Raw genomic sequence first — 13,642 nt, 5'->3', positions numbered from 1 at the left:
AGCTATCCCAGCGCGCTGAGCCCCGGGACGAAAGCCATCAGCAGCGGAATCGCTGGCACCAGCGCGGCCGCCGCGGTCAGCCGCAGCCGGCGGCCCGCCGTCAGCCTCGGGGCCGCGAGCAGCAGACGGTTCACCCGCAGCGGGACCTGGGCATCCGGATTGGCGCAGGGGCCGAACACGCCACGGTGCTCGTTGAGTTCGACCAGGGCGAGCGCGATCGTCAGGCGCCCGAAGCGACGCGACGCCACATCGTCGGCGGCCAGCTCGACCAGCCGGTGCATCTCGTCGCGGAACGCCGCGAACACCGGAATCTGCGGAAAGCCGCCCGCGAGCGCGGCCGAGCAGTGCAGCAGCCAGTCGTGACGCGCCCGCGCATGGCCCTGCTCATGGGCCAACACGGCATCGAGCTGACGCCCCTTGAGGCGTCGGAGCGCCCCGGTGGTGATGGCCAGTTGAGGGGCCGGACCCGGCAGCCACCAGGCGTCGGACCGCTCGCCCTCCAGGATGACCAGACGGTCGACGCCGCTCTCCTCACCGGGCAACAGCGGTGAGCGAACCAGGAGTTCAGCACGCCGCAGCCTGCGCCGGGCACGCGACCGCCGGATCTCCCGTACGAGCATCGCCGCCGTCCAGACGCCGCCGCCCGCCAGGACCAGCGACATTCCGGCGGCCCACTGGGTGTACGCGCCGAGGGCGTACGCATCGACCACGGCGCTGGGGGCGTGCGCGAACACCTGCCCGCGGACCCCCTGCCACGCCACGGCCGCACTGAAGGTCATCGCCAGCGCGAACGACAGCAGGATCGCGGCCACCACGCACTGCCACACCCAGAGCGCCACCACGGGCTCCCGCTCCGGCCATTGGGCGCGCGCCAGCAGACGCGGTGCCCCGACGGCGGCCAGGGCCCCGAACAGCAACAGTGCTACGGAGACCAACACGGGCGTCAGCCTATGAGCGGAGCCCTGCTCAGGGGTATGTCTTGGCACGCCAAGTGACGTACGCCACGGTGCGCCCCTACAGCGTGAGCAGCATCGCCAGCATCCCGATCCCCATGGACAGCCGGCAGGCCAGGGCCAGCTCGGGCCGCGCCCCCCAGCCGGCCCCCGCCGTGGACCCCATCCCCACGCCCGCCGCCGGCTGCACGGGCATCAGGCGCACCCCCGCCCTCAGTACGTACACCGCGAAATAGGCCAGCAGCGCGCCGGTGACCAGGGGTACGCCGCCCGCGCCGTGCCGCATCGCGTGCCCGCCGTGCCCTCCGGCTCCGGCAGGGGCCATCGTCACCGCCATGTAGACCATCGCCGCCGAGCCGACGAGGTGGTGCAGATGGTGTGCGTCCGTCCGCGCCAGCCACAGCGCGCGCAGCGCCGCGCCCCCGAAGACCGCGGCGAACACCGCCCACCCCCACGCGGGAGGTGCGGCCACCGCGGCGGGCAGCGCCATCACCGCCATGCCGAACCCCATCACCGCTTCACTGCCCGCCGCCCTGCGCGCCTGCTCCGAGCCGCTGCGCATCCGCAGCAGGCAGTAGGCCCCGGTCGCCACACACAGCGCCACCAGGAGCCAGCCGGACATCGCCGGTCCGTGCACGGCGTACCTCCCCGTTCGACCGTGTCGCCATCTCGACGAGTCGATTCCCCGGCCGGGCGGTGCGCACGCGAGCGCAGAGGCGTACAGGGGGAGCGCGCTACTCTCGGGCGCGTACACCCACCCACTCCGACAGGAGAGCCCGCACCATGGACACCGCCCCCGCCCGCCTCACCTTCCGGGACGCCGCAGAGACCGACGTACCGGACCTGGTCGGGCTGATCGAGTCGGCCTACCGGGGCGATGCGAGCCGGTCGGGATGGACCACGGAGGCGGACATCCTCCAGGGGCAGCGCACCGACCCCGACGGGGTGCGCGCGGTCATCGCGGCCGAGGGCAGCCGGCTGCTCGTCGTGGAGCGCGACGGCGCGCTGATCGCCTGCTGCCAGCTCGAACACCGCGGTGACGCCGCCTACTTCGGGATGTTCGCCGTACGGCCCGAGCAGCAGGGCGGGGGCCTCGGCAAGCAGATCATCGCCGAGGCGGAGCGCTCCGTGCGCGAGGGGTGGGGCGTCGCCGAGATGCACATGACGGTGATCTCGGTGCGCGAGGAGCTGATCGCCTGGTACGAGCGGCGCGGCTACCGCCGTACGGGAAAGATGACCCCCTTCCCGTACGGCGACGAGCGCTTCGGCATCCCTCAGCGCGACGACCTGCAGTTCGAGCTGCTGGTGAAGGTGCTGGAGCCGCTCACGCCGTGAATCGGCCGGTGCGCCTGATCTCGGGGTAGTCGGTGGTGGCCGCGTCCAGCTCCAGTGCCCGTACGAGACGCAGGTGGTCCTGGGTGTTCACCACCCAGCCGATCACTTTGAGCCCCGCCGTGTGCGCCTGCTCGACGGTTTCCAGCGTCAGCCTGCGGATGTTGAGGGCCAGCGAGGCGGCGCCCACCGCCTTCGCCCGGTCCACCACGTCGTCGCCCCAGCGGCTGGCGATGAGCACGGTGCGCACCCCCGGGACCAGCGAGGAGATCTCGGCGATCGCCTCGTCGTGGAAGGACGACACCTCCACCCGGCCGGCCAGGTCGCGGCGGTGCATCACCTCGGCGAGCGCACGCGCCGCGGCCACGTCCTTGATCTCGGCCTGCAGCGGTGCCCGTACCGCGTCCACGACCTGCTCGAAGACCGGGATCCGCTCGCCCTGACCGGCGTCCAGTTCCCGCAGTTCGGCCAGGGTCTTCTCCGCGATCGCCCCCTTGCCGTCCGTCGTGCGGTCCACTTCCGCGTCGTGCATGACGACGAGGGCGCCGTCCTTGCTCAGATGAAGGTCCAGCTCGATGACGTCCATGCCCGCCTGCTGTGCGTGGACGAAGGAGCGCAGGGTGTTCTCCGGTTCGACACCCATGACTCCGCGATGACCGATGGTGAGGAAAGTCAAGGTTCAACTCGCTTCCGTCGACGGCGGCTCCGACTGGGCATCCCTACCCACGCGGCACGGCCGCAGCCTAACGGTCCGCTTCCGACACCGACCCCCGCGCGACGGAGGGAGCGGAATAGCCGGCTCGGGCCCCGGTCACTCCCAGCAGGAGACCGGTGATGACGGCTGCGACAAGGACGGCTCGGGTGCTCACGCGGCAGGGCTCCAGGGGTGCGGGGGAGGGCGGATCGACTCCGTCCTACCGGCCCGGGCGGCCCTGCGGCGAGTTGCGTCACCCGGGCGTGGGCGTGTCCGGCGGGAGTTGACGCGTCGCCCCGGACGCGTGCGCGAGATCGGCCAGCATCGCCCGTGCCAGCTCCAGTTCGGCGAGCTGCCGGCGCTCGCTCCAGCGCAGCGCGATCTGCGGATACGACCACTCCTCGTTGCCCTCCGCCCCGGCCAGCGCGTCCCGTACCTCCTTCAACTCCCCTTCCGCCCGTGCGACATGGAGCTCGATGCGCTCGCGCAGCCGCGCCGGGGACGCCAGATGCCCCAGCCAGACCCGCAGCACGAGCGGGTGCTTGAGCATCGGCGGGCCGGAGTCCTCCGTCCCGCCCGCCCAGCTCTCCAGGGCCTGCCGGCCTGCCCCGGTGATCGCGTACCGCCGCTTGGTGCGCGGTTCCTCGGGTCCTGATCGCCTCGACGCGGCGTATCCGAGTGCCTCCAGGCGCCGCAGCTCCGCGTAGATCTGGCTGATCGCGGGGGACCAGTAGAAGAAGCGCAGGGAGGCGTCCGCCCACTTCTTCAGCTCGTACCCGGTCCGCTCGCCGGGGAAGGAGAGAAGACCGAGCACCGCCCAGGCGGTGGGCGGGAGTTGCTGTCGTGTGTCTTGCTTCTTCGGCATCTGACTACTAGTCATATGGCTGATTGAAGTAAGGACAGCGCACGGACGCAACCCCCTGGAGGCACCGTGAAGTTCTCGGTCATCTTCGAAGCGCAGCTCACCGACCCCACACCCGAGCGTGAGCACCAGGTCATCCGCGACAGCGTCGAACAGGCCGTGCTCGCCGAGGAGATGGGATTCGACCGCATCTGGGCGGTCGAGCACCACGCCCTCAAGTGGTACGCCCATATGTCGGCCCCCGAGATCTTTCTGACCTGGGTCGCCGCGAAGACCAGCACCATCCGCATCGGCCACGGCGTCGTCTGCATGCCGTTCCGCTTCAACCACCCCGTGCGGGTCGCCGAGCGCGCCGCCATGCTCGACCTGCTCTCCGGCGGGCGTCTGGACCTCGGCGCCGGCCGCGGCGGGACCGTACAGGAGACCTCGCTGTGCGGGGTCGACAGGGACCGCACGACCCAGGAGGTCGAGGAGGCGCTGCGGATCATCGGAAGGGCCTGGCAGGAGGACGAGCTGGAGTACCACGGCGAGCTCATCGACATCGGCCCGCACCCGATCCTCCCGCGCCCCCGGCAGACCCCGCATCCGCCGCTCTTCCTCGCCTGCAGCCGCGCCGACACGCTCCGGCAGGCCGCCGAACTCGGCGTCGGAGCGCTGGTGATGGGGTTCGCGGGCCCCGAGTCGATCGCGGAAATGCGCGAGGCGTACGACACCGCCGTCGCCGCCCGCACCGGCGACCGTCTGGTCTCGACCGTGGTCAACGACCACTTCTCGGTGCTCTGCCCGACCATCGTCCTCGACGACCGCGAGCAGGCCCGGCGCATCGGAACCAGGGGCCAGCGCTTCTTCGCCCAGTCCATCGGCCACTGGTACGGGGGAGCGGGCATCCCCGACGAGGCGGTCGACGGCTCGGTCGACGAGGCCGCCGCGATGCGCGGCGCGGCCGAGCAGGTGGTCGCCCGCCTGCACGAGCAGAACATTCCGGTACGCCCCACGGCCACGGCCACCTTCAACGCCGATCACGCCTACGGCACCGCGGACGATGCCATCGCCTATGTGGAGCGGCTCCGCGACGCGGGCGCCGACGAGATCATGTGCCTCATACAGATGGGAACCGTCCCGCAGGAGGCCTGCCTGGAGACGATCCGCCAGTGGGGCGCGAAGGTCATTCCGTACTTCCGGGGGAGCGCCCGATGACCCCCGACGACGACCGTCTGTCCCCGGCCGCACGGCCCCTGGTCGACCTCATGAGCTCCGTCTTCCCGGACCTCGGCGGCGCCGTGACCGATGCCGCAGAGGCGCGCCGTGCCATCGACGCGCTGGGCGGGCCGCCCGGAGAGGCGGTCCGGGTCGGCTCGGTCGAGGACCGGACCGTGCCGGGCCCTGAAGGGGCTCCGGGGATTCCCGTACGGATCTACCGGCCCGTCCCCGGCCGGTCGCCCTGGCCGCGCCCCACCGTCGTCTACTTCCACGGCGGCGGCTGGGTCATCGGCAGCGTGGACAGCTACGACACCAGCGTGCGCGCGCTGTGCCGTGCGTCGGGCGCCACCGTGGTCTCCGTCGGCTACCGCCTCGCGCCCGAGGCCCGCTTCCCCGCCGCCGCCGAGGACGCCCATGCCGCGCTGCTGTGGGCGGCCGACCGGATCGGGGAGCTGGGCGGCGACCCGGACGCGCTGGTCGTCGCGGGCGACAGTGCGGGCGGCAATCTGGCCACGGTGGCCTCGCTCATCGCGCGCGAGCGCGGCGGGCCCGTGCCGGCCCTGCAGGTGCTCGTCTATCCGGCGACCGGCGGCGGGCAGGAGACCGACTCGTACCGCAGGAACGGCCGCGGCTACTTCATGGACGTGGCGGCCCTGCGCTGGTTCTGGGAGCAGTACATGGGCCCGGAGGGTGACGCCGACCACCCCTGGGCGGCCCCGCTGCGGGCCGCGGATCTTTCGGGCATGCCGCCCGCGTACGTCGTCACCGCGGGCTGCGACCCGCTCTGCGACGAGGGGCAGGCCTACGCGCGACGGCTGCGCGCAGCGCAAGTACCCGTGGTGGAACGGCACTTCCCCGGAATGTTCCACGGGTTCTTCGCCTTCCCCGAACTCCTCGACGAGGCCCGCGATGCCCTGGCCGGTGTGGCAGAAGCGATCGCTGCAGCGGGCTGTGACGGGAAGAACATCTGCGATCAAGGGGGTCAGGCAGGATAATTTACTGAGACCCCCCTTGAGTGGGAGATCCGCACATGTATACGCTGCCTTGACGCGAGGTTCTCCTGTGGAGGAAGTGACATGACGGAAATTCTTGTGCAGGACATGGTCGCCGGAGGCATATCTGCCGACGCGCGCGTGGTCGAGCATCCGGCCTGGCCGACGCTCAAGGATGCCGTCGAGGAGATCAGGCCCTGGCAGTCGAAGGACGGCTCGATCGACTTCGACGCCGAGGGCGCTCCCTCCCCTGAGGCGGCCGAGGCCGCCGTCGACCGCGTGATCGCAGCGGTCCAGGAGCTCTCCCCGCTGCTGCCGCACGACGCCGAATACCACCACGCGCTGGTCGGCGACCTCCGCAAATGGGTCGGCAGCGCCTTCGACGTCCCCGACTTCCTGGACTCGCTGCTCGCCTTCCAGCCGGCGGCCGGCCGCGCCGACGGGCTGCAGCACCTGGCTCTCTTCGCGATGTACACGCAGAACGGCAACCCCGACCGCAACCTCGAAGCGGTCGTCCTGCGGATGGTCTGGCCCGAGTGGCTCGCCGAGCTGGAGGCCACCCGCTACGACAACCCGCTGTTCTGCGGCATCACCTTCGAGGACTTCACCTCCGGGTACGACACCAACTCGGCCGTCCTCTTCCCCGAGACCATCGCGGTGCGCGAGGCGCCCGACCGCTTCAGCTGGGGCGGCATCTTCTGCGACCGCGAAGCCGCCCGCTTCCGTGCCGTCACCGAGGCCTCGGTGGATCTGCTCGGCGTCGAACTCCCCGACGACATCCGGGAGATGATCGGCGACCAGAAGCGCTGCGAGCAGGCCTTCGTGCTCTGGGACATGGTCCACGACCGCACCCACAGCCACGGCGACCTGCCCTTCGACCCGTTCATGATCAAGCAGCGGCAGCCGTTCTGGATGTACGGGCTCGAGGAGCTGCGCTGCGACCTCACCGCCTTCAGGGAGGCCGTGAAGCTGGAGGCCGAGGGCAACGCCCACGGGCGCGACGTGCAGTACGCCGTGCTCTTCGACCGGATGTTCCGCTTCCCGGTCACCGGCGAGCGCGTCCGCAACTACGACGGCCTCGGCGGCCAGCTGCTCTTCGCGTACCTCCACAAGCACGACGTCGTGCGCTGGACCGACAACACGCTCCTGATCGACTGGGAGCGGGCCCCGCAGATCACCAACCAGCTCTGCGGCGAGATCGAGGACCTCTACCGGGCCGGCATCGACCGCCCGAAGCTGGTCCACTGGTTCGCCGCGTACGACCTGGTGTCCGCCTACCTCGCACCGCACCCGGGATCGCGCTGGGCCAAGGGCCCCGACGCCCTGGATCTGAGCCTGCCGCCGCGGAAACTCGTCGACGACGTGCTTCCTGACGAGTTTCCGCTCAGCATGTTCTATGAGGCACTCTCCAAGAAGCTCAAGGACGTGATCGCCTCCACCAAGGGGATCACCGCCGCGGGCGCCCCGGAGCGAGTGGCCGCATGAGCACACCTGCGCAGGAAATTCAGCAGTCTCAGGAGGCGGTTCCCATGAGCAACGGACCCTTGGACGGAGCGGTCGTCGCGGTCGCAGGTGCGGCCGGCCCCGCGGGCCGGGCGGCTCTGCTGAAACTGGCGGAGGCCGGTGCGACCGTCGTCGCGGCGGACGCGGACGTCGCACGCCTCGCCGAGGCCGTCGACGCCGCGCGGTACGCACACGGCGGGGCGACCGTCACCGGCGACACCGTGGACCTGCTCGACCTGGACGCGACCCGCGAATGGGCGGCGCGTACGGAGAAGGAATTCGGCCGCATCGACGGCCTGGTGCACCTCGTCGGCGGCTGGCGCGGCAGCGCCTCCTTCGCCGAAACCGACTTGGCCGACTGGGAGTTGCTGGAAAAGCTCCTGATCCGCACCGTCCAGAACACCTCCCTCGCCTTCCATGACGGGCTGCTGCGCAGCGAGTGCGGCCGCTATCTGCTGATCAGCGCGGCCGGAGCGTCCAAGCCCACCGCGGGCAACGCCGCCTACGCGGCCTCCAAGGCCGCCGCCGAGGCGTGGACCCTCGCGCTGGGTGACGCCTTCCGCAAGGCGGGCGGCGAGGACGGACCGCAGACCGCGGCCTCCGTCCTGGTCATCAAGGCGCTGGTGCACGACGCGATGCGGGCAGAGCGCCCGAACGCCAAGTTCGCGGGCTTCACGGACGTCGGTGACCTGGCCGAGGCCATCGTGGGAGTCTGGGACAAAGCAGCTTCGGAAGTGAATGGAAAGCGCCTGTGGCTGACGCCCGAGCCGTAAAGACCGACGCCGTCCGCCATCACGACCCGGCGGTCCGCGGCTTCGCCAGCGACAACTACGCGGGCGCACACCCCGAGGTGCTCGCCGCCCTGGCCCTGGCCAACGGCGGCCATCAGATCGCGTACGGCGAGGACCAGTACACCGACCACCTCCAGCGGCTGATGCACAGCCACTTCGGGGCGACGGCGGAGGCCTTCCCGGTCTTCAACGGCACCGGGGCCAATGTCACCGCGCTCCAGGCCCTCACCGACCGGTGGGGAGCGGTGATCTGCGCCGAGACCGCGCACATCAACGTGGACGAGGGCGGCGCCCCGGAGCGCATGGCAGGCCTGAAGCTGCTCACCGTGCCGACGCCCGACGGCAAGCTCACCCCCGAGCTCATCGACCGGCAGGCGTTCGGCTGGGACGACGAGCACCGCGCCATGCCGCAGGTCGTGTCGATCACCCAGAACACCGAGTTGGGCACGGTCTACACGCCCGACGAGATCCGGGCGATCTGCGAGCACTCCCACGAGCGCGGGATGAAGGTGCACCTCGACGGGGCGCGGATATCCAACGCCGCGGCCTCCCTCGACGTCCCCATGCGGACCTTCACGAACGCCGTGGGTGTGGACGTCCTGTCGTTCGGCGGAACGAAGAACGGGATGCTCTTCGGCGAGGCGATCGTGGTCATCGACCCCGATGCCGTGCGCCAGATGAAGCACGTGCGGAAGATGTCGATGCAGTTGCCGTCCAAGATGCGCTTCGTTTCGGTGCAGTTGGAGGCGCTGCTCACCCGCGACCTGTGGCTGCGCAGTGCCCGGCACGCCAACACCATGGCGCAGCGGCTGGCCGAGGGGGTGCGCGGGATCGACGGCGTCGAGATCCTGCACCCCGTCCAGGCCAATGCCGTCTTCGCGCGGCTGCCGCACGACGTGAGCGAGCGGCTGCAGAAGCGCTACCGCTTCTACTTCTGGGACGAGGCGGCGGGCGACGTCCGCTGGATGTGCTCCTTCGACACCACCGAGGAAGACGTCGACGGCTTCCTGCAGGCGCTGAAGGAGGAGCTGGCCCGCTAGCTCGTACTGCATGGATATGCGACCGACCGTAAAGTTATTGACTACGGGCCGGTCGCATTCCTATGCTCTGTGGCCATGGAGCTCGTGCAGCAAACCCCGGATCTGTCCGCCTACTTGGCCGCGGACGACGTCATCGATCACCACCATCCCCTCGTACGCGAGACGGCTGCCCGTCTCGCCAAGGGTGTGGCCGACTCATATGAATACGCCCGGGCCGCCTTCGAGTTCGTCCGCGACACCATCCCGCACTCCGCGGACTCCGGCGACATGCGCGTCACCTGGCGCGCCTCCGACGTACTGGCGCAGGGCACCGGGATCTGCCACGCCAAGGCGCATGCGCTCACCGCGCTCCTGCGCGCCGAGGACATCCCGACCGCGCTCTGCTATCAGCGACTGCGGCACGACGCCGGGACCGGCCACTGTGTGCACGGGATGGTCGCCGTACGGTTCCACGGCTCATGGCACCGGCAGGACTGTCGGGGGAACAAACCGGGCGTGGACGCGCAGTTCTCCCTCGATGGTGAGCGGCTCGCCTTCACGCCCGATCCGCAGTCCAATGAGATGGACTATCCGGTACTCTATGCAGTACCGCATCCGGCGCCGCTGCACATCCTGCAGGCCGCCCCGGATCGCGCCCATCTCTGGGAGAACCTCCCCGACGCACTCTGAACGACAAGGCAGCACATGGCACTCCGGTTCACCGTCTCCGACGACGTACGCGCCCTCGCCCCCGGCTTCACCCACCTCGCCATCGAGGCGCGCGGTCTCGTCAACGGCCCGAGCACCGCCGACAGTTCGGCCCTGCTCGACGCCGCCGCCCGCAGGCTGGCGGAGCGCCTGGAGGGCCGTGCCCCGCACGAGGACGCGCACATCGCCGCCTGGCGGGAGACGTACAGCGCCTTCGGCTCGAAGCCGAACCGCACCCGCAACTCGGCGGAAGCGCTTGCCAAGCGTGCCCTGGCGGACGGTGGACTGCCGCGCATCAATCTGCTGGTCGACGCCTACAACGCGATCAGCGTTGCCCACCTGATCCCGGTCGGGGGAGAGGACACCGACCACATCAAGGGCGGAATGCGGCTGATCCGCGCGACCGGCGACGAGCCGTTCCTCACGGTCGCCGGCGGGGAGCGGATCGTGGAGCACCCGGACGCGGGCGAAATCGTCTGGTGCGACGACGAAGGCGTGACCTGCCGGCGCTGGAACTGGCGTCAGGGCGTACGCACCCGGCTCACCGAGGAGTCGGTCAATGCCGTCTTCCTGCTGGAGTCACTGGCCCCCATGACGATCGGCGAGCTCGAAGCCGCAGGCTCCGAACTCGCCGATTCGCTGGAGAAGTTGAGTCCCGGGGCGCAGATCTCTGTCGGCGTCCCGGAGTGACGTTTCGGCCGTGTCAGGCCTGCCGCTCCGCCTCGCGGACCTGCTCCGCGGTCGGTGCCGTACCGCCGAGGTGCGCCGGGATCCACCAGGTGTCGTCGGCGCTCTTCGGCCGTACGGGATAGGCGCGCTGCGCGGCCTCCAGAAGCTCCTGCACACGCCCGCGCAGCCGGCGCGTGATCGCTCCCGCGTACTCGTCCGCCGGAGCGTCCATCGGCTCGCCGACCCGGATGGTCACGGGGATGTGGTGGCGCTTGAGATTGCGCGGCCGGCCCTTGGTCCACAGGCGCTGGGTGCCCCACAGCGCCATCGGGATCAGCGGAACGCCGGCTTCCTGGGCGAGGCGGGCCGCACCCGACTTGAAGCTCTTGAGCGTGAAGGACTCCGAGATGGTGGCCTCGGGGAAGACGCCGATGATCTCGCCGGAACGCAGCGATTCGAGCGCGTGCTTGTACGCGTCCTCACCCTGCTTGCGGTCCACGGGAATGTGCTTCATTCCGCGCATCAGCGGGCCGGAGATCTTGTGCCGGAATACCGACTCCTTCGCCATGAAGCGCACAAGTCGCTTCTGCGGGAGGGCGGCGAGGCCGTCGAAGATGAAGTCCAGATAGCCGATGTGATTGCTGACGAGAACGGCACCGCCGGTACGCGGAATGTTCTCCGAACCCTGAGTATCGATCTTCAGGTCGAGCGCCTTGAACAGCCCGAGAGCCGCGCCGATCACCGGTCGATAGACGAGTTCTGCCATCTGGGAGAGGCCCTTCTGTGCCCGGGGAAGATTGTTCCCCCGGTGGAAGTTACGACACCGTAGGTTTTCGGCATTGGGCAGATCGTGCCCCATGCGCAGCCGAGTAGCCAGTCCTGGTGCCACCGATCCGCGAGATTCTTGTCACGTCATCGCAGGCGGGCGGCCCCTCGGCGCATCACCAGGCACTTCCGTATCGCGGGCCCGGCTGCGGGGGAGCGGGCGGGAATCTTTGCGGTTGAATGAACGCTGTTGCGGTCGATGACCGGAATCGAGGGCCGACGGGAGGCCGAAGGTGCGCGGGCGCGACGGTGAAAGGCGGCTAGGGGTCGCCGAGTTGGGAACCGCTCTCGGGGAGCGGGCCACGCTCGTCCAGTTCTCCAGTGCTTTCTGTGCGCCCTGCCGGGCCACTCGGCGCACCCTGGAGGAGGTGACCGCGATGGTCGACGGGGTGGTCCATGTGGAGATCGACGCCGAGGCGCAGCTCGCTCTCGTCCGCGAGCTGAACATCCTCAAGACGCCGACGGTTCTGGTTCTCGACGCGGGCGGCCGGATCGTCAGGCGGGCATCGGGCCAGCCGAGGAAGGCGGATGTGATCGCCGCGCTGGGGGCGGCGGTGTGAGATCGGTGACGGATCTCCCACATGCCGATACGCCCTTGACTGGGCCCGTGTTGAATCGTCAGTCTGACGCTATGCCGCAGGATCTCCTTCTCTACCGCCGGGCCCATGTGGACCTTGCCCGTAACGCGAGTGCGCGCTGTCCGGGTGCCTGAACAGTCCGGGCCCCGTACGCACCCCTCGCAGAAGGACAACTCCATGACGGCTTCGACCGATCTCGCTTCCGGCCGGCTCGCCACCACTCCCGAACTGCTCCGCTCCGTCTTCCGGCAGCATGCCGCCGGCGTCGCGGTGATCACCGCTGCCGGTGAGCGACCTGTCGGGTTCACCGCAACTTCCCTCAACTCCGTCGCCGCTGAGCCGCCGTTGATCTCGTTCGGCGTGGGCACCGGGTCCTCCAGCTGGCCGGTCGTCGCGGAGGCCGAGCACATCGGCGTCCACATACTCGGCGAGCACCAGCAGGAGCTGGCCGCCACCTTCGCCCGCAGTGGTGCCGACCGCTTCGGCCCGCCCACCGGATGGAGCACGGGCCCCGAGGGTGTTCCCGTGCTGGACGGCGTACTGGCCTGGCTGGTCTGCCGGGTGGTGGCGCGCATCCCTGCGGGGGACCACCGCATCGTGCTCGGGCAGGTCGTCGCGGGAGACCCGGCGGGGACGGGGCGTCCGCTCCTCTATCACCAGGGTCGCTTCAACGCGTTGCGCGACTGAGAGTTCCCCGCATCCCCTGATTACTCAGCGTTGGCAAGGTCACAGTTCAAAGCGCTTGCTTAGTGGGCACACCATAGGTGTACTCGTGAGTAATATTCTGGACGGAGCCTCGGTCGCCCCGACCGGAATCCGCCCCATCAGGCGCCTATGCTGCGTGCAACAAGGCAGCCCGGAAATGACGATGCAGTAGGAGAGCCGGCGTGAGCTTGAGGATCGTTGTCTGTGTGAAGTACGTGCCCGACGCGACGGGTGACCGGCATTTCGCCGAGGATCTGACGGTGGACCGTGACGACGTGGATGGTCTGCTCTCGGAGCTGGACGAGTACGCGGTCGAGCAGGCGCTGCAGATCGCGGGTGAGGCGGACGACGCGGAGATCACCGTGTTGACGGTCGGTGGCGAGGACGCGAAGGACGCGCTGCGCAAGGCGTTGTCGATGGGCGCGGACAAGGCGGTCCACGTCGAGGACGACGAACTGCACGGCACCGACATCATGGGCACCTCCCTGGTCCTCGCGAAGGCGATCGAGAAGACCGGTTACGACCTGGTCGTCTGCGGCATGGCGTCCACCGACGGCACCGCCGGTGTCGTCCCGGCGATCCTCGCCGAGCGCCTGGGCATCCCGCAGGTCACCCTGCTCTCCGAGGTCAAGGTCGAGGACGGCACGGTGACGGGCCGCCGCGACGGCGACTCCGCCTCCGAACAGCTCGAGGCATCCCTGCCCGCCCTCATCTCCGTGACGGACCAGTCGGGCGAGGCCCGTTACCCCTCCTTCAAGGGGATCATGGCGGCGAAGAAGAAGCCGGTCCAGTCCCTGGACCTGGAGGACCT

At 69.9% G+C, this 13,642-nt stretch carries 16 protein-coding genes; 11 read left to right on the top strand and 5 right to left on the bottom strand.

What is annotated here, in order from left to right:
• Positions 1-2 precede the first annotated feature (2 nt).
• Both AB0H78_RS37155 and AB0H78_RS37150 read right to left on the bottom strand, forming a co-directional pair.
• Positions 3-938, bottom strand: a complete 936-nt coding sequence (locus AB0H78_RS37155) for a M56 family metallopeptidase (protein WP_363239239.1) — start codon at positions 936-938, stop codon at positions 3-5.
• A 76-nt stretch (positions 939-1,014) separates the two neighbouring features.
• Entirely contained in the window at positions 1,015-1,575 is a 561-nt protein-coding gene (locus AB0H78_RS37150) for a DUF5134 domain-containing protein (protein WP_363239292.1), read from the bottom strand.
• A 161-nt stretch (positions 1,576-1,736) separates the two neighbouring features.
• On the opposite strand from AB0H78_RS37150, the gene AB0H78_RS37145 reads away from it, so the two are divergent.
• Positions 1,737-2,288 (top strand): GNAT family N-acetyltransferase, encoded by a 552-nt coding sequence (locus tag AB0H78_RS37145; protein ID WP_363239238.1) that lies wholly within the window; start codon positions 1,737-1,739, stop codon positions 2,286-2,288.
• Here the strand turns inward: AB0H78_RS37145 and AB0H78_RS37140 are convergent.
• Together AB0H78_RS37140 and AB0H78_RS37135 are read right to left on the bottom strand one after the other, a co-directional pair.
• Positions 2,278-2,961, bottom strand: coding sequence for a glycerophosphodiester phosphodiesterase family protein (locus AB0H78_RS37140; RefSeq protein WP_363239237.1), 684 nt, complete (start codon positions 2,959-2,961; stop codon positions 2,278-2,280). The two genes, AB0H78_RS37145 and AB0H78_RS37140, sit on opposite strands and share 11 nt — an antisense overlap.
• Positions 2,962-3,232: 271 nt before the next feature.
• Positions 3,233-3,844 (bottom strand): PadR family transcriptional regulator, encoded by a 612-nt coding sequence (locus tag AB0H78_RS37135; protein WP_363239236.1) that lies wholly within the window; start codon positions 3,842-3,844, stop codon positions 3,233-3,235.
• Between the two features lie 66 nt (positions 3,845-3,910).
• Between AB0H78_RS37135 and AB0H78_RS37130 the strand changes: the two genes are divergently transcribed.
• The 7 genes from AB0H78_RS37130 (at position 3,911) to AB0H78_RS37100 (ending at position 10,744) form a co-directional block, all read left to right on the top strand.
• Entirely contained in the window at positions 3,911-5,038 is a 1,128-nt protein-coding gene (locus AB0H78_RS37130) for an LLM class flavin-dependent oxidoreductase (RefSeq protein WP_363239235.1), read from the top strand.
• Entirely contained in the window at positions 5,035-6,036 is a 1,002-nt protein-coding gene (locus tag AB0H78_RS37125; protein WP_363239234.1) for an alpha/beta hydrolase, read from the top strand. Before AB0H78_RS37130 ends, AB0H78_RS37125 begins: the two co-directional genes overlap by 4 nt.
• Before the next feature lie 81 nt (positions 6,037-6,117).
• Entirely contained in the window at positions 6,118-7,518 is a 1,401-nt protein-coding gene (locus AB0H78_RS37120; protein ID WP_363239233.1) for a DUF6421 family protein, read from the top strand.
• A gap of 44 nt (positions 7,519-7,562) precedes the next feature.
• The gene (locus tag AB0H78_RS37115) at positions 7,563-8,309 is read left to right on the top strand and encodes an SDR family oxidoreductase (RefSeq protein WP_363239232.1); all 747 of its coding nucleotides are present in this window, start codon (positions 7,563-7,565) and stop codon (positions 8,307-8,309) included.
• On the top strand, positions 8,288-9,367 hold the full coding sequence (locus tag AB0H78_RS37110; protein ID WP_363239231.1) for a low specificity L-threonine aldolase: 1,080 nt from the start codon (positions 8,288-8,290) through the stop codon (positions 9,365-9,367). The genes AB0H78_RS37115 and AB0H78_RS37110 overlap by 22 nt, the downstream gene beginning before the upstream one ends.
• Positions 9,368-9,442: 75 nt before the next feature.
• Complete coding sequence (locus AB0H78_RS37105; protein ID WP_363239230.1) at positions 9,443-10,036, top strand: transglutaminase family protein; 594 nt, start codon at positions 9,443-9,445, stop codon at positions 10,034-10,036.
• 15 nt (positions 10,037-10,051) lie between these two features.
• On the top strand, positions 10,052-10,744 hold the full coding sequence (locus tag AB0H78_RS37100) for a phenylalanine--tRNA ligase beta subunit-related protein (protein ID WP_363239229.1): 693 nt from the start codon (positions 10,052-10,054) through the stop codon (positions 10,742-10,744).
• A gap of 13 nt (positions 10,745-10,757) precedes the next feature.
• Here the strand turns inward: AB0H78_RS37100 and AB0H78_RS37095 are convergent, their stop codons facing one another.
• On the bottom strand, positions 10,758-11,489 hold the full coding sequence (locus tag AB0H78_RS37095) for a lysophospholipid acyltransferase family protein (protein WP_363239228.1): 732 nt from the start codon (positions 11,487-11,489) through the stop codon (positions 10,758-10,760).
• A gap of 292 nt (positions 11,490-11,781) precedes the next feature.
• Between AB0H78_RS37095 and AB0H78_RS37090 the strand changes: the two genes are divergently transcribed.
• From AB0H78_RS37090 to AB0H78_RS37080, 3 genes are all read left to right on the top strand, one after another.
• Complete coding sequence (locus AB0H78_RS37090) at positions 11,782-12,108, top strand: thioredoxin family protein (RefSeq protein WP_363239227.1); 327 nt, start codon at positions 11,782-11,784, stop codon at positions 12,106-12,108.
• Positions 12,109-12,303: 195 nt separating this feature from the next.
• Positions 12,304-12,813, top strand: coding sequence for a flavin reductase family protein (locus AB0H78_RS37085; protein WP_363239226.1), 510 nt, complete (start codon positions 12,304-12,306; stop codon positions 12,811-12,813).
• 200 nt (positions 12,814-13,013) lie between these two features.
• Positions 13,014-13,642, top strand: a 629-nt coding sequence (locus tag AB0H78_RS37080; protein WP_363239225.1) for an electron transfer flavoprotein subunit beta/FixA family protein, incomplete at its 3' end; no start/stop codon positions are given.

It is taken from the genome of Streptomyces sp. NPDC050738 (assembly GCF_040654175.1).
Lineage (GTDB): Bacteria > Actinomycetota > Actinomycetes > Streptomycetales > Streptomycetaceae > Streptomyces.
The sequence above is the reverse complement of the archived record's forward strand: the minus strand, read 5'-3'. Positions and strand labels throughout refer to the sequence as shown.

Excerpts from the sequence above, each read along its gene's own strand:
- AB0H78_RS37095 (WP_363239228.1), bottom strand. The coding sequence starts at position 11,489 with ATGGCAGAACTCGTCTATCGACCGGTGATCGGCGCGGCTCTCGGGCTG.
- AB0H78_RS37115 (WP_363239232.1), top strand. The coding sequence starts at position 7,563 with ATGAGCAACGGACCCTTGGACGGAGCGGTCGTCGCGGTCGCAGGTGCG.
- AB0H78_RS37125 (WP_363239234.1), top strand. The coding sequence starts at position 5,035 with ATGACCCCCGACGACGACCGTCTGTCCCCGGCCGCACGGCCCCTGGTC.
- AB0H78_RS37105 (WP_363239230.1), top strand. The coding sequence starts at position 9,443 with ATGGAGCTCGTGCAGCAAACCCCGGATCTGTCCGCCTACTTGGCCGCG.
- AB0H78_RS37145 (WP_363239238.1), top strand. The coding sequence starts at position 1,737 with ATGGACACCGCCCCCGCCCGCCTCACCTTCCGGGACGCCGCAGAGACC.
- AB0H78_RS37135 (WP_363239236.1), bottom strand. The coding sequence starts at position 3,844 with ATGCCGAAGAAGCAAGACACACGACAGCAACTCCCGCCCACCGCCTGG.
- AB0H78_RS37150 (WP_363239292.1), bottom strand. The coding sequence starts at position 1,575 with ATGTCCGGCTGGCTCCTGGTGGCGCTGTGTGTGGCGACCGGGGCCTAC.
- AB0H78_RS37085 (WP_363239226.1), top strand. The coding sequence starts at position 12,304 with ATGACGGCTTCGACCGATCTCGCTTCCGGCCGGCTCGCCACCACTCCC.
- AB0H78_RS37120 (WP_363239233.1), top strand. The coding sequence starts at position 6,118 with ATGACGGAAATTCTTGTGCAGGACATGGTCGCCGGAGGCATATCTGCC.
- AB0H78_RS37100 (WP_363239229.1), top strand. The coding sequence starts at position 10,052 with ATGGCACTCCGGTTCACCGTCTCCGACGACGTACGCGCCCTCGCCCCC.